The following is a 19,476-nucleotide window of genomic DNA, read 5'->3' as shown; positions in this document are numbered from 1 at the left end:
CAAGCCTTTCCTGTGACGCTTCGCTCTGCCTGCAGATCCTCGCAGAAGGCGCACCCGCGCCCTGGCCGCGCCGACCCAGGAGCATACCCAGTCGGCGGATCGCCTGCTCAACGGCGATCCGTCGGCCGAGCGCTCCAGGGGGACGCCGCACGCGGCGATCCGGTCATCTCACGGCCCAGGCGCTCGCGCCCCGGCGCGCGCTTCAGGGAGCGACGAGCGCCACGTCTCCCTTCGTGGTCTGTCCGCCGACGCGCCACCAGTTCGCGATGAGCAGCCGCCCGTCCACCTCCACGATCCGCGAGAAGGCGCCCGCGAAGCCTTCCTGATCGATCGCCCGGATGAGCCAGCTGTGGCCGTCGCCGCTCTTCGTCCCGATCGCGAGCCGCAGGGTCCCGCTCGTCGCGTCCTGGTAGCTGATGCGCACCTCCCCGGCCGCCGTCACGAACACGTTCGCGTCGTCGCCGATGAGGTGCTGCCCGTCCTCGAAGGGGGCGCCCTCGATCCCGAGCCCGTCGTCCGCCACCTCGGAGGGCTCGACCTCCGTGCCTCCCTTCACCCGCGCGTACCGCAGCCCCTCCGAGCGGCCGTCCGCGTAGGCGAGGTGCCAGTCGCCAGCGCGATCGATGAACAGCGACGTCCCCATGCCCACGTCGCCCGTGTCCGTCCCGTCCGGCGCCGCGCCGTCCACGATGCGGGTCTCCCACGCGCCCATCGACTTCGACGCGATCACCAGGTCGCCGTGGATGCGATCGTAGAACGCCAGGCCGAACCCGCCCGCATCGTCGGGCGCCATCGCGATGTAGTCGCCGATCGCCTCGGGGTACGTCTCGAGCCGGTTGCCGTCGGAGATCGCGGCGCACGCCGGCGAGCCGCCGTCGTCGATGCACGCCTGCCCGGAGGCGCACCCCGGCTCGCAGTCGCCGGCCGCGAGCGGCGTCGCGCAGCGCCCCGTGCTCCGGATGCACTTCGCCCCGGCGCCGCAGAGGAACGCGCGGCACGGCGTCGCCTCGTCCTTCGCCACGTCCTCGAACCGCCACGCGCCCTCCCCGGGCGAGGCGCTCTCGCCGGTCGCGATCCGGACGCTCGACGTGACCGAGCCGCCTTCGCCGGGCTCCATCGCGAGGTAGGCGATGACGGGCAACTCCTTCACGAAGAGCAGCTTCGCGTAGCGGCCGATATCGCTGCTCGGCGCCTGCTGCACGAAGCTCACCGCCCACGTGTCTCCCTGCCGCTGCGCGAACTTGAGCGCGCGGTTCGTGCGGTCGTAGTAGGCCACCGCCGGGTTTCCGTCCGGCCCGACCGCGATGGACGTCCAGAGGCCGACGTCGTCGCCGGGCTCGGTCTGGCCCCCGCGGAACCCGCTCACGTCGAACCGGGCCGGGTCGACCGGGGGCTCCGCGGGCACCCCGTCGATCGCTTCCCACGCGACCGCCTCGCCGTCCCACGTGCCGACCACGAGGTCGCCCCACGCGAACGCGTTGCGCCAGTCGGCCTCCGCGTAGCCGGCGACCCAGACCGTGCGCTTGTCGGCGGCGACCGCGACCGAGGTGTACGCGCCGATGAGCCCGTGCTCCAGCGTCGTGCAGTCGGGCGCGACGCACCCCTGTTCCACCGCCTCCGGCTCTTCGCTGCACGAGCATCCGGCGTGCGAGCCGAGGAGCGCGACGACGGCGGCCCCGGCCAGCGCGCCCTTCACGCCGCGAGCGCCGCGCCGCGCAGGGCGCCGAGGCGACGAGCCCCGATCGCCGCGCCGCGCGAGCCGCAAGGCCGCCGCCGCGACGGCGAGGCCGAGCCAGCGGACGCCCGACGGCGCCTCGCCGGCGCCGCCAGCCATGACGCAGCCGCAGCCCGCGGCCGGGTCGACGGGGACCCGGCCGCGGAGGATCGCCTGCCGCGCCGTGCCGAGGTTCCCCTCCTCGTCCACGGCCTCGACCTCGATCTCGACGGCGTCGCCCACGTCCACCGACGTCGTCTCCGCCGCCGTCGACCAGGGCGACCACGCGCCGTCATCGAGCCGCACGCGCACCTTCGCGCGCGCGGCGTCCGAGACCCGATCGCTCACCTCGAGCGGCACCCGGCCGTCCACCGCGGCGCCGACGGAGATGACCGGCGGATCGACGTCGACCACCATCTCGACGGTGGCCGGCGTGGGATCGAGCGACAGGGGAGCGCCCGCGATCCGAGATCGCACCGAGATCACGTGACGCCCCGGGAGCCGCAGCCAGTCGTCGTGCAGGTCGACGACGCGCTCGCGCCTGAACGGGCGCCACACGCCGCTGTCGATCCGGTACGAGTACTCGACGGCCCGCGTGCCGTCGTCGAGCGGCGAGCTCATGACGAGCCGCGCCGTCGGCCCGTTGTCGCGGGTCATCGTGGGCAGGCGGAGCCCCTCGGCGCGCACCTCCTTGCGGCTCAGCTCGGCCTGCGTGTCGCTCCTCGGGGAGCGCTGCTGCGCCGTCGTTCCGAACGCCGCGAAGATGCCGAGGTAGTTGTCCTGCCCCTTCGTGAGCTTCCGCAGGCCGGGGGAGCCCGCGCCCTCGGCCGACTCCGGGATGACCAGCGAGAGCCCGAGCGCCGAGAGCGGCCCGTCGAGATCGATCGCCGGGATGCCGCCGCCGATCAGCTGCCCGAGCTGACCGCTGAGGAGGCCGCCCAGCGCCTCCGCGATGTTCTCGGGGTTCTCCCGGAGCAGCCCGTTGTTCGTCACCTCGCCGTTCTCGACCCTGAGCGCCTCGATCACCGGCGTGAGACCCTCGGGGGTGACCGAGAGGTTCATGGGCACGTCCACATCGAACGTCGCCGTCATGAACCGGATGAACCTGTCGAGCGACCAGATGTAGAAATCGAAGCTCGCCCGGTCCAGCCGGATGCGGATCAGCGGGTCGTCACTTCCGTTCGTGCCATCGCCGAAGGTGACCCGAGGCGGCGCCTGCGGGCGGATGACGACAGCGACCTGCTGCGACTCGCGCTGCAGCGCGAGATCCTTTGCGGAAGGGGTCAGCAGCCCCAGCGTGCCAGAGTTGAGGAGAGGCACCGTCTCCGTGGAGATGCCGAGACAGAGCAGGCCGCTGTTGTAGAGACCGTTCATGGCATAATTCGCGAAACGCTCGGAGATCGCGAGACCGACGTGAGGGCCGGGAAGGTCGGCTGGCCAGTCGGAGACGGTATTGGCGACGAGCTCATCGGGAATCGGGATGCCCGCCGGGAGCGCCATGTTCGACAGCGGCACACATTTCGATGTCGGCACCGGCTCGGCGCCGCCATAGAGGCCAAGGGTGAGCCCGTCGCCGACCGGGTTGAGGTCGCCCCACGCGAGATCGGAGCCGTCGTCCCGCTCGCTCATGCCGCCGCCGGCGAGCAGGAGGTCGAACCCGCCCTGCGTGCCGGGGGAGATGCTCGCGAGCAGCCGGCCGAGATCGATGTGGCCCTCGACCCCGAGCAGGATCGAGGCGCACTCGTCGTTCGCGTGTGTGCCGTAGCGGCAGACGCCGCCGATGTCGTTCGTGCCGTCGGGGCAGGCCTGGTCCTGCGTCGGATCCGCCTTCAGACAGAGCTGCTGGTCGAGCTGGGCCTTCAGCGTTTCAGAGAGCGAGCCGGTCAGGAGGGGGAGGACGATGGGGCGCAGAAAATCGAGGATGTCGCCGGCGATGGAGTCGCCGCAGTTGAGCCGCAGCCTCGACTCGAGCTGATCCTTGCCGATGTCGAGCCGGACGATCTTGACGCGCGAGTAGCCCTGCCGCGAGTGCTGCGGATTGACGTCGATCTCGACGGAGAGCTCGACGTCGAGGTTGATGTTCGTGAAGGTCTGGTCGTCGGGCGGGCACGCGTCGTTGCCGTTGAGGGTCGCGATGACCGTGCTGTCCGTGATGAGCAGGTTGACCAGGATCGGGAGGTTCTGCAGGCGCACGGGCAGAGATCCCCGGATTCGCAGGTTATGCGGCGTCCTCGGCTCGATCTGGAGCGCTGCACTCCCCACGTCGATCTCCGCCGTGCACCTGGGCGGGCTCGCGTTCGGGTCGGCTCCGCCGGGACAGACCGTGTAGCCGGTCCCAGAAGACCTGGGGATGGAGAACGTGATCACGCCGCCGTCCCCACCCCCGAGCAGCGCGCGCCCGAGGACACCCAGGTTCTGCTCGAGGAACTCGACGCCCGACTGCGTGAGCCGCGCCGCGCCGGCGTTCTCGATGCGATCCGCGGGCTTGAAGCCGGCGGGGAGGGGGGTCATTCCACAGCCGGCGCACCCGCCGCCCGAAGCGGCGCATCCGGCGATGATGAGGAGAGCAAGGATGGCGGAGAAATGCTTGATGAGGCGGGGCATAAGGAACCCTCCGGGGGAGCACGACCCGCAGCGCCGCGCCCGCTGGGCGCGGGCTTCAGGACGCCACGACAGATCGTACGCTCCCCGGAGAGCCCCCCGCAAGCGCTACTGCGGACAGAGACCGGTAATCTTGACCGCGCTCGCGGCATACTCGCCGCCAAGCGCATAGGCGTCGGCGCAGTCGTCCGTCGCGGCCGAGTTCGTCGCGCTGCACCAGTCGCCCTTCAGCACGATCTTGCCGCTCTCGTCGCGCTTGCACGTATTCGGGGTCTCACCGGTGCCGTACTCTCCGATATCGCCCGAGAGCACGACACAGAGGCTCTGCTCGATCCCGGGGATGATCACCCGATCGACCTCTTCCAGCGTGATGAACGCGGTGAGCTTGCCGCCGTTGATGAACGCAGGGGGATCGCCGTCCGGGCCGGGGAGGCAGGCCTCCGTCGGGTCGAGCCCCTCGCGGTTGTACCGTCCGATGCAGTTGTTGTCCGCCGACACCTTCGCGTCGGTGAGCTGCACCTCGTGCATGGGCAGGACGATCGGCTCGGCGGCCGCGTCTCCCGCGCCCGTGTCCAGGAAGATCGGGACGTTCAGGATGTCGGCCGCGCCGCTCCATGCGCCGTCGGTCAGGGGGGCGTCGAGCTCCTTCGGCGCGATCTCGAACTCGCCTGCAGACATGTTGGCGAAGCAGTAGCCCGCGAGCGGGTCGCTCGTGGGCATCGCGCCGCCGGTGCGCAGCTTGCCGGTCGCCGTGTCGAACTCGAGCAACCAGGAAAAGGTCCCGGTGCCATTCAAGTTGCACACGGGCAGATTCATCGTCAGGCCCTCGGCGACGAGGCGGGCGATATAGCCGACCGCGAGCACGTCGGGCTTCGTGACCGTCAGCTGCGCCATCCGCAGACCGAACTTGGTCGCGCCCTGATTGTCGTGGACGGCAATGCAATCGGAAGCGACAGCCGTGCAGACCGGGTTCTTCGGCGTGCAGTCGCCAGGAGCCCCGCCGCCGGTCCCCCCTGCTGAGCTCGAGCTCGTCTCGCCGGCGTCATCGCCCCCGCACCCCGCCCCCGCCGCCGAGCCCATCAATGCGGACACACCTAGTACGCAAAACCACTTCAAAAACCGCATCTCTTGCCTCCTTCGGTGTTGCAAGGTGCGGAGTATAGGCGGCGGAAATGCGATGACCACGCGGTCGAGGTGACGCCGCACCGCGTCGCTATCGCCACATTCACGTCACGCCCCGATGAGCGCGACGCCCTGCGGAGCTCGGCGCGACGCCTAGCGGCGCTCGTAGCGGTCGCCGAGCCGGGCGCCGACGGGGAGCGCGCGCAGCAGGCGAATCATGGTCCACACCGTGCCAGCCAGCTTGCGCAGCTTCGAGGTGCCGACCCGCTCGTTGTACTCGATGGGCATCTCCACCACGCGATAGCCGCACTTCGCGGGGAAGAGCAGCGTGTCGATGGGCAACGCGTCGCCCTCACCGTCGAAATCGAACGCGCGAATCACCGAGCAGCGGTAGGCGCGCATACCGCTGTGGACGTCCGACGTCGGGATGCCGTGCATCGCGTGTGTCATGGCGGCAAAGGCGCGGTTGGCGATGTAGTTCGGGACCGGCATGGCCGCCGGCCTCGTGCGGGTGCGCGCGCAGTTCACCACGTCGGCGCCCTCCTCCTCGACGAGGCGCCTGAGCACGGGGATGTTCTCGGCCGGATAGGTGAAGTCGCAATCGAGGTAGATGAGGAGATCGCTCCGGGCGGCGGCGCTGTACATGAGGAGCTCCATGGCCGGCCCGTGGCCGCGGGGCGGCACCTGCCGGAGCACGCGCGCACCGAGGCCGGCCGCGATCTCGGAGGTCCTGTCCCGGGTGGAGCTGTCGACGCAGAGGATCTCCGCGTCGGGCGCGGCCTTCCTGATCTCGCCGATCATGGCGCCGACGCTCTCCTCTTCATCCATGGTCAGCATGCCGACGGTGAGCCGCATCCGGCGCGGGCGCGGCGGCTTCCGGGCGACGATCACGTGCTGGAACGCGAGGAGGCCGGGCGCGCGGTCGGCGACAACGTCCTCCAGCGGGCGGACGAGCGCGTGATACGCCTTGTAGGGGAGCGAGCTGGCGAGATCGGTGGGGTCGTCGCCCGCGCCGAGGCCGCGGAGGATGAGCCCCTTGGCGCCGCGGACGAGCATCGGGTTCTGCTCGACGCGGAGCACCTCGAGCCCGGCGCGCTCGATGAGCCGGACCGCCGACGCGCGGGTGAAGAAGCGGAGGTGCGTGTCGTCCAGGATGCCGCTCGGCTCGTAGTCGAACCGGCCGGCGAGCAGGCCGAGGCGCACCGGCCATGCCGCGACGTTGGGGAGCGAGACGATGACGTGGCCGTCCTCCTCGAGGTGGGGCAGGAAGCGGCAGAGCACGGCGAGCGGGTCGGCGGTGTGCTCGAGGACGTCGGCGAACAGGAGCAGGTCGAAGCGCCGGTCGCCGAGCGCCTCGCGCACGGCGGCGTCGCTCGTGATGTCGGCGGCGAGGACCTCGTCGAGCGCCGCGCCGGCGCGCGCGAGCGAGCCGGGCGCGATCTCGATCCCGGTCACGCGCGCGCCCGTGCGCTTGACGGCCGCGCCGTTGAGCCCGATCCCGCAGCCGACGTCGAGCACCGTCCGAGGCCGGCCGGCGGCGGCGACGAGGGCCCGGTTCACCTCTTCGACCGCGTACTTGCGCCCGGCGAGGGCCTCCGGCGCGGCGCGGGGCGGCGAGCGCCGGCCCGGGGCGTCCCCGTGATCGAGAGGGCGCGGCCCGCGATCTTCCCCGTCGTCCCCGTCGTCCCCGTTTGCTCGCGCGTGGCCGGGCTCGGCGTTCACGCGCGGCTACTTAGCACGCTTCTCCCAGGCGGCGTTGAATTCGCGGATCGTCTCCTCGGTCTTCGGGTTGTGGAGCATCTTCCGCAAGATGGCGGGAGGCACGGTCACGATGTGCGCGCCGGCGTCGAGCGCCTCGTTCACGTCCATGAGGTGGCGGATCGAGCCGACGATGATCTCGGCGCCCAGCCGCTCGCGATCGAGCCTCGCGCGCGTGCGCTCGATGACCGGGGTCGCGGCGTAGCCCATGTCGCGGATGCGCCCGCTGAAGATCGAGACGTACGCGCCGCCGGCGAGCGCCGCGAGGTACGCCTGGTTGAAGCTCATCACGCACGTGACGTTGGTGCGCACGCCGCGCTTCGCGAGGGCGTGCGTCACCTTGAGGCCGACGTCGCCGAACGGCACCTTGATGCAGATCCGCTCGGGCGCCCACGCGTGATAGCCGCGGGCCTCGTCGAGCATCGCCGCCTCGTCCTCGCTCGTCAGCTCGACCGACACGGGCCCCGCCGACGCCGCGAGCACCTCGCGGATGCGCCGCTCGAGATCGACGCAGCCCGCGTCGCGCGAGAGGATGAGGGGGTTCGTGGTCACGCCGGCGAGCACGCCCCAGGAGAAGAGCTCCTTGATCTCGTCCGGGTTCGAGCTGTCGAGGAAGAACATGGATCGCTCCAGCGGGCTCGCTCGAGCCCCGGCGCGGTCTAGGCCAGTTCGATGCAATAGAGAAGAGGAGAAGAGGAGAAGGGCAGAAGGGCAGACGGAGACACCGTCCACGCTGCGCGGCTCGCCGCGCCGCCCTGCAGTGACGCTCGCGGTGCGGCCGGTGTGAACGACGTTGCAAAGACGGGGAGTCCGCGCTTCAGTTCTGGTTGTCGGAGATGTCTCTCCGACGGAACGTTTCTCCACGGCAATGCGTCGATGAGCAGCGGACGATCGTCGAGGGATCCGGTGGCGCACAGCCCGCTGCTCGCGGCTTGCTCGCCGGCGGGGCTCTACGTCGCCGCGCCCGGCGGCCAGCTCGTCGACTGCAACGAGGTGCTCGCCCGGCTGCTCGGCTATGGCTCGCGGGAGGAGGCGCTCGCGGCGGCCGATCTCCTCCTCGGCGGGGGCGCGGCGGGCGCGACGCCGACGTCGGCCGGCGTGGTCGAGGGCTTCCTCACGCGCCGCGATGGGTCGGCGGTCCGGGTGATGAGGACCGAGACCGTCGCGGAAGCGCGCGGCGAGCGGCTCGTGGTCGGGGCCATCGTCGACGTCTCCTCCGTGCGCTGCACCGAAGATCGCCGGCGCGAGCTCTCGGAGGAGCTCGGCCAGGCGCAGAAGATGGAAGCGGTGGGGCGGCTCGCGGGCGGGATCGCCCACGACTACAACAACCTGCTCGCGATCATCCTGAACTACACGAGCCTGGTGATCGAGGAGCTCGACGAGCAGAGCCCCGTGCAGAAGGATCTCGCGGAGATCAAGCGCGCCGCGCAGCGGGCCGCGTCGCTGACGCGGCAGCTGCTCACGGTGAGCCGGCGGGGGCTCGCGCAGCCGGTCGTGCTGGATCTGCGGGACGTCGTGCGCGGCATGGATGGCGCGCTCCGCGCCGCCGTCGGCGGCAGCATCGATCTCGCGATCGCGGTCGGTCCGTCGGCCTGCCGGGTGCTGGCGGACGCGGGGCAGCTCGAGCAGGTGGTGATGAACCTCGCGCTGAACGCGCGCGACGCGATGCAAGGCGGCGGCCGGCTGTCGATCGAGACGCGCGCGGTCCGCGTCGGCGCTGCGGGGGGCCTGCACGACGCGCACCCGGCGGTCCCGCCTGGCCGGTACGCGCGCCTCGTCGTGAGCGACACCGGCAGCGGGATGTGCGACGACGTGCGGACGCGCGCCTTCGAGCCGTTCTTCACGACGAAGCCGAGGGGGAAGGGGACCGGCCTCGGGCTCGCCACCGTGTACGGGATCGTCAAGCAGTGGCACGGCCACATCGAGCTCGCCTCCCAGCCAGGACAGGGCACGCGCGTCGAGATCTACCTGCCGCTCTCCGCGCGCGGGGCGTCCTCGCGGCGCGCGCGCGCCGCGCACCAGCGCCGCGCCGCGCCGCGCCCGGGCGAGGGCGGGACGGTGCTCGTCACCGACGATGAGGACGCGGTGGTCACGCTCGCGAGCCGGATCCTGGGGCAGCACGGCTACACGACGCTGACGGCGCGCGGGCCGCGCGAGGCGCTGCGCGTCTGCGAGGCGCAGCGCGGGCGCGTCGACCTCCTGCTCACCGACGTGCTGATGCCCGAGATGTCCGGAGGCGAGCTCGCCGCTCGCCTCGTCAAGCTCAGGCCGGACATGAAGGTGCTCTTCATGTCCGGCTACACGGGCGACGCCCTCGACGGCCCGTTCGCCGTCCGGCCAGGCGCCGCGGTGCTCGGGAAGCCCTTCACGGCCGAGTCGCTCCTCCGCGCCGTCCGCAGGGCGCTCGAGGGGGCCGCGTAGGCGGGACGCGCAGGCCCTGCCTACGGCGCCTCACCTCGCTTGATGCCGTACGCGCGGATCTTCTTGTGGAGGTTCGTGCGCTCGACGCCGAGCAGCACGGCCGCGCGCGAGATGTTCCAGTCGAGGCTGGCCAGCACCTCGACGATGTAGCGGCGCTCGGCCCGATCGCGGAACTCGCGGAGCGTGAGGCGAGGGCGCTCCGGCTCGTGGCGGGCCGCGCCCGCGGGCGGCTCGGCCGCGCCGGGGGGCGCCGCCGGGCCGTCTCCGGCGGCCCCCTGCGCGTCGTCCTCGAACGGGTTCTCGTGTGGATCCTCCGGGAGATCGGCGATCGTGACGACGTCGCCCGAGAGGATCGCGGCGCGCTCGATCACGTTCTTGAGCTCACGGACGTTGCCAGGCCAGCTCCGGCGCTCGAGCGCGGCGTAGACCATGGGATCGATGCCCTTCTGCTTGAGGCCGTTCTCGTTGCAGAACGCCGCCATGAACGCGTCGGCGAGCGCGCGCAGGTCGTCCATGCGGTCGCGCAGCGCCGGGCTCTTGATGGGGAACACGGCGAGGCGGAAGAAGAGATCCTCGCGGAAGCGCAGCGCGGCGACCTCGCGCGAGAGGTCCTTGTTCGTCGCGGCGAGCACGCGGACGTCGACGTGCCGGCTGTGCTCGCTGCCGACGCGGCAGATCTCGCCCGACTGCAGCGCGCGCAGCACCTTGGCCTGGGCGGCGAGGTCCATGTCGCCGATCTCGTCGAGGAACAGCGTGCCGCCGTGGGCCTGCTCGAAGAAGCCCCGCTTCGGTCCGCTCGCCCCGGTGAACGCGCCGCGCTCGTGGCCGAAGAGCTCGCTCTCGATGAGCTCGCGCGGGATGGCGGCGCAGTTGACCCGGACGAAGGGGCCCCGCGCCCTCGGCGACAGCCGGTGGATGGCGCGGCTGATGAGCTCCTTGCCCGTGCCGCTCTCGCCCGTGATGAGCACGCTCGCCTTCGTGGGCGCGACGCGATCGATCTCCTTGAACAGCCGCTGCATCGCCGCGCTCTGGCCGATCATCTCGTAGCGCGCCTGCACCTGCGCCTTGAGGTCCTCGACCTCCCGAGCGAGCCGCGAGTTCTGCAGCGCGTTCTTCACGCCGACGAGGACGCGCTCGCGGTTCAGCGGCTTCTCGAAGAAGTCGCTGGCGCCGAGCTTGATGGCCTTCACGGCGTCGTTGACGGTCGCGTGGCCGCTGATCACGATCACCGGCAGCTCGCGGGTGGCGTCGTCCTGGCGCACGCGCTGGAGGAGATCGAGGCCGTTCATGCCAGGCAGGAGCAGGTCGACCAGGGCGAGGTCGACGGGGCTGTCGCCGTGCGCGAGCAGCTCCAGCGCCGCCTCGGCGCTCGGCGCCTCCGCGACCTGGTAGCCCTCGCCCTGCAGCACCAGGGCGAGGGTGCGGCGGATGTTGCGCTCGTCGTCCACCACGAGCACGGTGGGCGCGGCGGCGCCTCCGGGCGGGGCGGCGGGCGGCGGAGAGGAAGCGGGCATGGGTCGACCATACCCCAGCTCAGCCGTGCGCCACGACGCGGGGAGCGAGGGAGCACAGGCCCGGCCCCGCGGCGGAAGCCCTGGCGCGCCGGCGCCGGATTGGGTACGAGGCCTGCTCGATGAGACCCTCCGCCGCTGTCCTCGCCCTCGCCGGGTGCCTCGCTGCCCTCGGCGGGCTCGTGGGCTGCGATTTCGAGCTCAACGACGGCCGCACCGCGACCCTCACGTACACCGAGGACGCGCGCGCCGCCTACAACGAGGCGATGGCCGCCTTCCAGGCCAAGGACTGGGAGGACGCGCGCGCCCTCTTCGGCGAGGTGAAGCGGCTCTTCGCTTACAGCCGCTACGCCCGGCTCGCCGATCTCAGGATCGCGGATCTCGATTTCGAGCAGGGAAAGTACCCGGAGGCGATCTCGGAGTACCGCGCGTTCATCCAGGAGCACCGGACGGACCGGAACGTCGAGTACGCGAAGTACCGGATGGCGAAGGCGCTCTACCTGGACATCGACGACACGGTGTTCCTGCCGCCGGCCGAGGAGCGCGATCAGGCGACCACGCTCGAGGCCTACAAGGAGATCCGGACGTTCCTCCGGCAGTACCCGCGCAGCCGTTACCGCGAGGACGCGGCCTACATGCTCGAGGTCGTGACGGGGCGGCTCGTGCGCCACGAGCTCTACGTCGCGCGCTACTACCTCAAGGAAGACGCGTTCGACGCGGCCCTCGCGCGGATCGACTACGCGCTGCGGAGCTTCCCGGGCTCCGGGCTCGATCCGGAGGCGCTCGTCCTCAAGGGCGAGACGCTCCTCAAGATGAAGAAGCCCGACGAGGCGCGCGCCGTGTTCGAGTCGGTCATCCGGGACTGGGGCGGCCCGTTCGCCGTGACCGCGCGCCGGTTCCTGGATGAGATGGGCGCCGGCCGGCCGCGCGGCGCGCCTGCCAAGAAGGCGGCGTCGGGCCGCGCCCCCGCGGGGCCGCAGCTGTGACGCAGGCTGTCGGGCGGCCGTCCTCCGGCGCGCGCTACGTGCTGGAGCAGACCGGCGCCGGAGATACGCCAGGGGAGTTCGTGTACCGGGGCCTCGTGCGGCTCCCGGCCGCGGACGTCCCGGTCGAGGTGCGGGTCGCCGAGGCGACCGGCGCGGCCACGGCGACGGTGGACGCCGCGGCCGTCCCGCACGGCGGACCGCATCCCGAGGAGCTCTCCAAGACGGCGGCGGCCCTCGTTCGGAGCGCGACCAAGTCAGCGGACGCCCATGCGCGGCGGCTGCCGCGGAAGATCGTCCGCTGGCGAGGCTAGGCGACGGCGGCGCGGAGCCCGCGCTGCGGTCCGGGCGCCTGGCGCCTCGGGCGATCGGCGCGCCCAGGGCCGTCGTCTCCCGGCCGGGAGCCATGCTAAAAGCGTCCCACCATGTCCGAGAAAGTACCGATGACGCCCGAGGGGCAAGCGCGGCTCCGCGAAGAGATGCGACGGCTGAAAGAGATCGACCTGCCGCAGGTCGTCAAGGACATCGGCACGGCCCGGGAGCACGGCGATCTCTCCGAGAACGCCGAGTACCACGCCGCCAAGGAGCGGCAGGGCATGATCGTCGCCCGCATCAGCTACCTCGAGCAGACGCTCTCGCGCGCCGAGGTGATCGATCCGTCGAAGCTGAGCGGCAGCAAGGTCCAGTTCGGCGCCAAGGTCAAGCTCGCGAACGTGGACACGGACGAGGAGCAGAGCTTCCAGATCGTCGGGCCCGAGGAGGCCGATCTCAAGGTCGGGCGCATCTCCATCGCGTCGCCGCTCGCGCGCGCGCTGCTCGGCCATGAGGTCGGCGAGGAGGTCCGCGTGAACATGCCGGCCGGGCCGCGCACGTACGAGATCCTCGAAGTCTCCTTCGCATGACCGAGCGCAACGGGGCCGCTCCGATGCGCCCGCGGGGCCATGGGGGCGCCGGCCGGCCTCCCGGGGGGCCCGTGCCCTCCGGGCGGCCCCTGCTGGGGAGCCGGCCTGACACGACGGCCGCCGGGGAGGGCGTCGTACCGGGGCCTGCCGGCCACCGGGCCCCGGCGGCGCCGCGCCCGCAGACCGGGCCGGCGCGCCCGTCCACGCCGGCGCCCGCGCCGAGCCGCGCCACGTTCCCGAGCGGGAACTCCGACGCGCCTCCGCGGAAGCTGGAGACGGAGATCGGGTGGCGCATGGCGGACGCCTACCTCGCGATCGCGGCGCTCGCGCTCGCCGAGCTCCTGGTCGTCGGCGCGTGGCGGTGGCGAGAGCTGCTCGGGCCCTACGAGCTCGGCCGCGCCCTGCGCGACCTCCTGCCGCTCGCGCTCTCGGCCGCGGCGCCGTGCGCCGCCGTCCTCGGCGCGGTGCTCGAGATCGTCATGCGCGCCGAGCGCAAGGCGTTCCGCGCCGCGGCAGCGCTGATCGCGGGCGCGTTCGGCGGCGCGGTGGCCTTCGGGGTCTCGACGGGGCGCATGCTCGAGGGCGGCCGGCGCGCGCCCTTCATCGCGGCGCTCGCGCTCCTCGCCGCCGCGGCGACGTTCGCCGCGGCGCCGCGCGCCGCGCGCGCCTTGAAGCGGGCGCGCGCCGCGGCCGCCGGCAGGTGGCTCCTCCTCGCGGCGATCTGCGCGATCGTGCTGCTCGAGGTCGCGAACGTGCGCGTCTTGCCGCGCCTCTACGCCGCCTTCCACCTGGGGCTCGCGGCGCTCACGCTCGCGGCGGCGACCTTCGCGACGCCGGCGCTGCCTGCGCGCGCCGCTCGCCTGGAGGACGCGCACGGGCGGCGCTCGCCCAGGCTGGTGCGCGCGGCGCTCGCGCTCGTCCTCTTCGCGTTCGGCGCCGCGCTCGCGCCCGGCGCGGCGGACAGGCTCGCGCTGGCGGACAACATCCGGCTGATCTACGCGACGCACAGCCCGCTGCTCGGCCACGTGATCGAGCTCGCCGCCGTGCTGTCGCCGCCCGAGGCGCTCGACGCCGCGCCGCTCGACGAGCGTGCGAGCGGGCACGCCATCGATCTGCGGGGGCGCGACATCGTGCTGATCAGCATCGACGCCCTGCGCGCCGACCACGTGGGGGCGTACGGCTACGACAGGAAGATCACCCCGAACCTCGATCGCCTCGCGGCCGAGGGCGTGCGGTTCGACGCGGCGTACACGCCGACGCCGCACACGTCGTACGCGGTGTCGTCGCTCATGACGGGCAAGTACATCCGCCCGCTCGTGCTGCAAGGTCTCGGCGAGGACTCCGAGACCTTCGCGCAGCACCTCCGCCGCTACGGCTACAAGACGGCGGGCTTCTACCCGCCGGCGGTGTTCTTCATCGACGGCGAGCGCTTCGGCGCGCTGCGCGACCGGGCGCTCGATTTCGAGTACCGGAAGGTCGAGTTCGCGAGCGCCCAGCTCCGTCTGGAGCAGGTGCGGAGCTACCTCGGCGGGCTCGGGCCGGAGCAGCGCGCGTTCATGTGGGTGCACCTCTTCGAGCCGCACGAGCCGTACGAGGCGCACCCGGAGCACCCGCTCGGCGACCGCGACATCGACCGCTACGACGCGGAGATCGCCGTGGCGGACGCGGGGGTGGGGGCGATCGTGGACGAGGTCCGCAAGGGGCGCCCGGACGCCGTCGTGATCGTCACGGCCGATCACGGCGAGGAGTTCGGCGAGCACGGCGGCCGCTACCACGGCACGACCGTGTACGAGGAGCAGGCGCGCGTGCCGCTCGTCGTGAGCGCGCCCGGCCTGCTCTCGCCCCGCGTGGTCCGGGCGCCGGTGCAGCTCGTCGATCTCCTGCCGACGGTGCTCGCGGGGCTCGGCATCCCGAGGCCGGCGCGCGTGCGCGGCGCCGATCTCGGGCCGCTGCTCGCCTCGGGCGACGAGGCGGCGGAGCAGGGCAAGGCGGCCCCGCCGGGCGGGCCGCCCTCGCTCCCGGGCTTCGCCTTCGCCGAGACGGACGCGCAGACGCTGCTCGCCAAGGGCACGCTGCGGCTCGTCTGCGCGCGCAAGATCGGCGCGTGCGCGCTCTACGACGTGGCGACCGATCCGCGCCAGCAGGAGGACGTCTCCGCGCTGCGCCCGGCGGAGCTCGGCGCGATGCGGTCGGAGCTGCGCGCGATCGAGGCGTCGCACGGGCGCTACGAGGTCCGCGGCCTCCGGCAGGAGGGCAAGGGCTGGCCCGACGCGCTCCGCCGCGGCATCGCGGGCGACGCCGACGCGGTCGTGGAGGTCGCGGCGCTGCTCGACGACGCGGACGTCGCCATCCGGCGCAAGGCGGGCGAGGTGCTGTTCGATCTGCGCCGCTCCGAGGCGGCGCCCTCGCTGCGCCTCGCGCTCGTGCGCGACGAGGACGACGAGGTGCGGCGCTGGGCGGCGCTGACCCTCACGCGGCTCGGCGAGGGCGCGCCGCTCACCCGCGATCTCGTCGTCGATCGCGATCGCAAGTGGCGGCGCCTCGCGGCGCTCGCGCTGGCGGAGTCGGGCGATCGCCGCGGCGACGACGTCCTCGTGGCGTGGCTGCGGCAGGTGGTCCGCGGCCCCGAGCAGGACGGCGGCGCCGACGCGGGCGAGGTGACCTCGTTCGAGCGGGCGCGCGAGATCGTGGACGCGCTCGCCAAGATCCGGGTGAAGGCGGCGCTGCCGCCGCTCATCGCGGCGCTCGGCGACGTGCGGCTCCGCCCGTACGCCGCGGCCGCGCTCGCGGCGATCGGCGAGGACGCCGCGCGGCCGGCGCTCGCGGAGCGGCTGAGCCAGGAGCCGTACCAGACCGCGCGGGTCGCGATCGCCGAGGCCCTCGTGAAGCTCGGCGCCGGCCCCGAGCTCCGGGCGCCGCTCCTGCGCATGCTCGGCACGCCCGATCCGCTTCCGGGGGGGCTCGGGCTCGCGCTCCGGGCCGACATCCTCGACCTGCTCGGCGGGCCGCGCGAGCGCGATCTCGGCCGCCTGCGCCGCTTCGCGAAGAGCGGGGTGGGCCTCGGCGTCGTGATCCCGAAGGCCGGCAACGGCAAGGGCGTGCGCGTCATCTGCCGCGCGCGGACCGACGACGGCCGCCCCGGCGAGGTGCGGTTCGGCAGGCCCACGCGCGGCTGGCGCCCGCCGAAGCGGGACGGCGCGTCGCTCGTCCCGGCCAGCGCGCCGGAGCTCGACGCGGAGCGCGCGGTCACGCTCGCGATCCCGCCGGGGAGCGAGCCGACCGAGGCGTTCGCGACGCTGCCGCCCGCGGCGGGCGCGCAGGCCGGCAATTACGGCGATTTCGTTGTGTACGCGACCCAGAACGTCGAGGTGTCCGCGTGCGCGGTCGTCCCGCTCGCCGACGAGATCCCGCCCCCGCCGCCTGCGCCCTGGTCGCCCGACGAGGCCGGGGCGCCGGCGCGCTCGGACGACGAAGCACCCGCCGCTCACCGGCCAGATTGACGCCGCAGGCCGCGAGACTAGAGTCCGCCGCGTGTCGGACAAGGACCGAGAGCAGGCCGAAGAGAAATCCGCGCAGAGCGATGGCGATGTCGCTGCCACGCGGAGCGATGGCGACGAGGACGGGGCCGCGGAGGCGGCCCCGGCGAGGCCGCCGCGCGGCGCTCCGGTGAAGGACGCCGGCGGCGATGGCGACGACGAGGCCGCGCAGCGCGTGGCCGACGCGCTCGGCGTCGGCGAGGCGGAAGAGGCCCCCGCGCCGGAGGCGGCGAGCGAAGAGGCGGTCGAGGCAGCGCCGAACCGCGCGGCCCGCCGCCGCGACGAGGCCACCGCGCGCCGCCGCAAGAAGAAGGCGACCGGCGAGGAGCTGCCCAAGGACAAGAACGCCCGCGCGAAGGAGCTGCTCGCTCGCCGCAGGGAGCAGGCCGAGGGGCGCCGCCCGGTCCAGCTGCTGCCGGGCGAGATGGTCGAGGACGCGCTCAGCCGGATGACCAGCGGCGCTGGCCGGTGGATCAAGACGAACTTCCACATCGTCCAGTGGGGCGTGGTGGCGGCGATCGTCGCGACCGGCGGCGCCCTGTTCTACCTGTCGCGGGCCGAGAAGAAGGACGCCGCGTCCACGTCGGCGCTCGTCGCGGCCGTCGCCGCGGATCGGGGCAGGGTGCTCGCCGAGGACACGCGCACCGACGAGGAGAAGGAGCTCGACGTCACGAGGACCTTCAAGACCGCGGACGAGCGGTCGGCCACCGCGCTCGCCGAGTACAACAAGGTCATCGACGAGCACGCCGGCACCGGAGCGGCGACCCTGGCGAAGCTCGGCCAGGCCGGGGTGCTGCTCGACAAGAAGGACTACGCGCACGCGCTGGACGCGTACAGCGTCGTGGTCTCGTCGCCGCTGGCCGGGGCCGATCCCGACGTGAAGGGGCGCGCCATCGAGGGCATCGCCTTCGCCCGGGAGGGCAAGGGTGATCTCGACGGCGCGCTCGCGTCGTTCAAGGAGCTCGAGGCGATCGACATGAAGGGCTACAAGGAGCTCGCGCTGTACCACCAGGCGCGGCTCTACCTGGCCAAGGGCGACACCGACAAGGCGAAGGAGCTGCTCAAGAGCGCGCACGAGAAGCTCCAGGCGCCGTCGACGGAGGGCCGCCCGTTCCAGTTCCTCGAGGCGGTCGTCGAGGAGATGCTGCGCAAGATCGATCCGGCCGCCGTGCCGCCTCGCGCCGCGTTCGGCGGTCCGAAGGGCCAGTCGATGACGCCGGAGGAGATCGAGCAGCTGCTCCGCCGTGCGCGTGAGAACGCGGAGAAGAAGGCGGGCGATGCGCCGCACTAGCCGCGCAGCGGGCGTCGCGCTCGTCTGGCTGGGGCTCGCGCCGCTCAGCGGCTGCGGCAACCTGGGCGTCGCTGCGGCGCCCGATGCGCCGCTCTGGCTGCACCATCCAGGCGGCGCGCTCGGCATCACCATGCGCCGCGAGATCACCGCCGAGACGCGCAAGGTCGGCGAGGCCTACGAGCGCGGCCGCCCCGAGATCGACGTGGCGCACCGGCGCGTCTTCGTCGGATCGAGCGATCACGGCCTGTACGCGGTGCGCGCGGACACGAGCGACGTCCTGTGGCGCTTCGAGACGCTCGGCCCGGTGCAGTGCGAGCCGCTCTACGACGCCGCGTCGGACACGGTCTATTTCGGCTCGGACGACGGCGCGCTCTACAAGGTGCGCGCGTCGGACGGCGCGCTGCTCTACCGCTTCATGACCAACGCGAAGGTCGCGCGGCGGCCGGTGCTGCGCGACGGCGTGCTCTACGTGACGAACGCGAACGACACGCTGATCGCGCTCGACGCGGCGACGGGGGCGATGCGCTGGCACCAGCACCGGACGCCGGCGGGCGGGATGGAGATCGCCGGGTACGCGGGGCCGGCGCTCGGCCGGGACAAGGTCTACACCGCGTTCTCGGACGGGGTCGTGATGGCCTACGACCTCAAGGACGGGTCCGAGCAGTGGGCGCTCGTCGACCTGGCCGCCGAGGCCGAGCAGAGCGCGGGCGGCCAGACGCCGAAGTACCTCGACACGGACACCACGCCGGTCCTCGGGAAGATCGCCTCGGGCGATGTGGTCTTCGTGGCAGGTTACGCGGGCGGGGTCTTCGCGCTCGACGCCGAGAACGGGACCCGGGCCTGGGTGAACGAGGCGGCGGTCGGCGTGACCGAGCTTCTCCTGTGGGAGCAGCCTGCGCACCAGCCTCGGAGCGGAGGCGGTCCGATCGTGCCCGCGCGGAAGGTGCTGCTCGCGTCCTCCGGCATGACCGGCCTGTGGGCGCTCGATCCGGAGGATGGCCGCACGATCTGGCGCCGGGACTTGCCAGACGGCGGCATCTCGGCCCCCGTGCCGTTCTCGGGGGCGCTGCTGGTGACGACCACGCGCTACGGGATCTTCCTGTTCTCTCCGCTGGACGGGGCCGTGATCGACGGCATCGAGACCGGCGGCGGGATCGCGATGACGCCGGCGGCGTACGGCCGGCGCGCGTTCGTCCTGACGAACGGCGGCTCGCTGCTGAGCCTGGACGTCGAGACGCCCCCGGTTCCGAAGGGCTGAACACACGCACAGGCTGAAGCGCGGCGGCTTGATGCCGGCGGGCCGAGGGGCGCGCAGGCGTTGCTGCCGACGCCTTGAGGCGTGCTTCGGGGGGACGCTGGACGGGGGGCCTCCGGCCAGGTCTCGTGGCGGGCAGCACCGGCGGGGCGGCGGCCGTGGGCGAGGCCGACCCAGGTTGCCGTCCGTGGGCGAGGCCGACCGGGGTTGCGGCAACGGCGAGGCGACCGACCCAGGTTGCGGCAACGGCGGCGACCGGTGCGGCGGACCCAGGTTGCCGTGGGCGAGGCCGACCCAGGTTGCGGCAACGGCGGCCACGGCCGCGGGATGCGGCCCGATCGGCCCCAGATGCATGAATTTGCTTGTGAAATCGAGCCGAGCT

12 protein-coding genes are annotated in these 19,476 nt (G+C 72.9%); 7 read left to right on the top strand and 5 right to left on the bottom strand.

Annotated features, from left to right (window positions below; all coding sequences use genetic code 11):
* Positions 1-202 precede the first annotated feature (202 nt).
* From WMF19_RS20760 to WMF19_RS20745, 4 genes are all read right to left on the bottom strand, one after another.
* Positions 203-4,318 carry a hypothetical protein gene (locus WMF19_RS20760; RefSeq protein ID WP_437900685.1) on the bottom strand — a complete coding sequence of 1,372 codons (4,116 nt, stop codon included), beginning with the start codon at positions 4,316-4,318 and terminating at the stop codon, positions 203-205.
* Between the two features lie 105 nt (positions 4,319-4,423).
* Entirely contained in the window at positions 4,424-5,407 is a 984-nt protein-coding gene (locus WMF19_RS20755; RefSeq protein ID WP_437900684.1) for a hypothetical protein, read from the bottom strand.
* Between the two features lie 183 nt (positions 5,408-5,590).
* Complete coding sequence (locus WMF19_RS20750) at positions 5,591-7,159, bottom strand: methyltransferase domain-containing protein (RefSeq protein ID WP_437900683.1); 1,569 nt, start codon at positions 7,157-7,159, stop codon at positions 5,591-5,593.
* A gap of 6 nt (positions 7,160-7,165) precedes the next feature.
* Positions 7,166-7,816 (bottom strand): transaldolase family protein, encoded by a 651-nt coding sequence (locus tag WMF19_RS20745; protein WP_272099225.1) that lies wholly within the window; start codon positions 7,814-7,816, stop codon positions 7,166-7,168.
* A gap of 255 nt (positions 7,817-8,071) precedes the next feature.
* Between WMF19_RS20745 and WMF19_RS20740 the strand changes: the two genes are divergently transcribed.
* Complete coding sequence (locus WMF19_RS20740; protein ID WP_437900682.1) at positions 8,072-9,616, top strand: ATP-binding protein; 1,545 nt, start codon at positions 8,072-8,074, stop codon at positions 9,614-9,616.
* Positions 9,617-9,636: 20 nt separating this feature from the next.
* On the opposite strand, the gene WMF19_RS20735 is transcribed toward WMF19_RS20740, so the two are convergent.
* Complete coding sequence (locus WMF19_RS20735; RefSeq protein ID WP_437330298.1) at positions 9,637-11,130, bottom strand: sigma-54-dependent transcriptional regulator; 1,494 nt, start codon at positions 11,128-11,130, stop codon at positions 9,637-9,639.
* Between the two features lie 119 nt (positions 11,131-11,249).
* Between WMF19_RS20735 and WMF19_RS20730 the strand changes: the two genes are divergently transcribed.
* The 6 genes from WMF19_RS20730 to WMF19_RS20705 all read left to right on the top strand — a co-directional run bounded on the left by WMF19_RS20730 (position 11,250) and on the right by WMF19_RS20705 (position 19,097).
* Positions 11,250-12,113 carry an outer membrane protein assembly factor BamD gene (locus WMF19_RS20730; RefSeq protein WP_437900680.1) on the top strand — a complete coding sequence of 288 codons (864 nt, stop codon included), beginning with the start codon at positions 11,250-11,252 and terminating at the stop codon, positions 12,111-12,113.
* On the top strand, positions 12,110-12,424 hold the full coding sequence (locus WMF19_RS20725) for a hypothetical protein (protein ID WP_437900679.1): 315 nt from the start codon (positions 12,110-12,112) through the stop codon (positions 12,422-12,424). Before WMF19_RS20730 ends, WMF19_RS20725 begins: the two co-directional genes overlap by 4 nt.
* A gap of 111 nt (positions 12,425-12,535) precedes the next feature.
* The gene (greA, locus tag WMF19_RS20720; RefSeq protein WP_272099218.1) at positions 12,536-13,012 is read left to right on the top strand and encodes a transcription elongation factor GreA; all 477 of its coding nucleotides are present in this window, start codon (positions 12,536-12,538) and stop codon (positions 13,010-13,012) included.
* Positions 13,009-16,512: a sulfatase-like hydrolase/transferase gene (locus WMF19_RS20715; RefSeq protein ID WP_437900678.1), complete on the top strand. Its 3,504-nt coding sequence runs from the start codon at positions 13,009-13,011 to the stop codon at positions 16,510-16,512. The genes greA and WMF19_RS20715 overlap by 4 nt, the downstream gene beginning before the upstream one ends.
* A gap of 31 nt (positions 16,513-16,543) precedes the next feature.
* The gene (locus WMF19_RS20710; protein WP_437900677.1) at positions 16,544-17,839 is read left to right on the top strand and encodes a tetratricopeptide repeat protein; all 1,296 of its coding nucleotides are present in this window, start codon (positions 16,544-16,546) and stop codon (positions 17,837-17,839) included.
* Positions 17,826-19,097 (top strand): outer membrane protein assembly factor BamB family protein, encoded by a 1,272-nt coding sequence (locus WMF19_RS20705; RefSeq protein WP_437900676.1) that lies wholly within the window; start codon positions 17,826-17,828, stop codon positions 19,095-19,097. Before WMF19_RS20710 ends, WMF19_RS20705 begins: the two co-directional genes overlap by 14 nt.
* Positions 19,098-19,476 lie beyond the last annotated feature (379 nt).

This window comes from Sorangium sp. So ce124, assembly GCF_051525235.1.
GTDB classification, from domain to species: Bacteria; Myxococcota_A; Polyangia; order Polyangiales; family Polyangiaceae; genus Sorangium; species Sorangium atrum.
This window is presented reverse-complemented; position numbering and strand designations above follow the sequence as displayed.

Excerpts from the sequence above, each read along its gene's own strand:
- WMF19_RS20760 (WP_437900685.1), bottom strand. The coding sequence starts at position 4,318 with ATGCCCCGCCTCATCAAGCATTTCTCCGCCATCCTTGCTCTCCTCATC.
- WMF19_RS20745 (WP_272099225.1), bottom strand. The coding sequence starts at position 7,816 with ATGTTCTTCCTCGACAGCTCGAACCCGGACGAGATCAAGGAGCTCTTC.
- WMF19_RS20740 (WP_437900682.1), top strand. The coding sequence starts at position 8,072 with ATGAGCAGCGGACGATCGTCGAGGGATCCGGTGGCGCACAGCCCGCTG.
- WMF19_RS20735 (WP_437330298.1), bottom strand. The coding sequence starts at position 11,130 with ATGCCCGCTTCCTCTCCGCCGCCCGCCGCCCCGCCCGGAGGCGCCGCC.
- WMF19_RS20730 (WP_437900680.1), top strand. The coding sequence starts at position 11,250 with ATGAGACCCTCCGCCGCTGTCCTCGCCCTCGCCGGGTGCCTCGCTGCC.
- greA (WP_272099218.1), top strand. The coding sequence starts at position 12,536 with ATGTCCGAGAAAGTACCGATGACGCCCGAGGGGCAAGCGCGGCTCCGC.
- WMF19_RS20715 (WP_437900678.1), top strand. The coding sequence starts at position 13,009 with ATGACCGAGCGCAACGGGGCCGCTCCGATGCGCCCGCGGGGCCATGGG.
- WMF19_RS20705 (WP_437900676.1), top strand. The coding sequence starts at position 17,826 with ATGCGCCGCACTAGCCGCGCAGCGGGCGTCGCGCTCGTCTGGCTGGGG.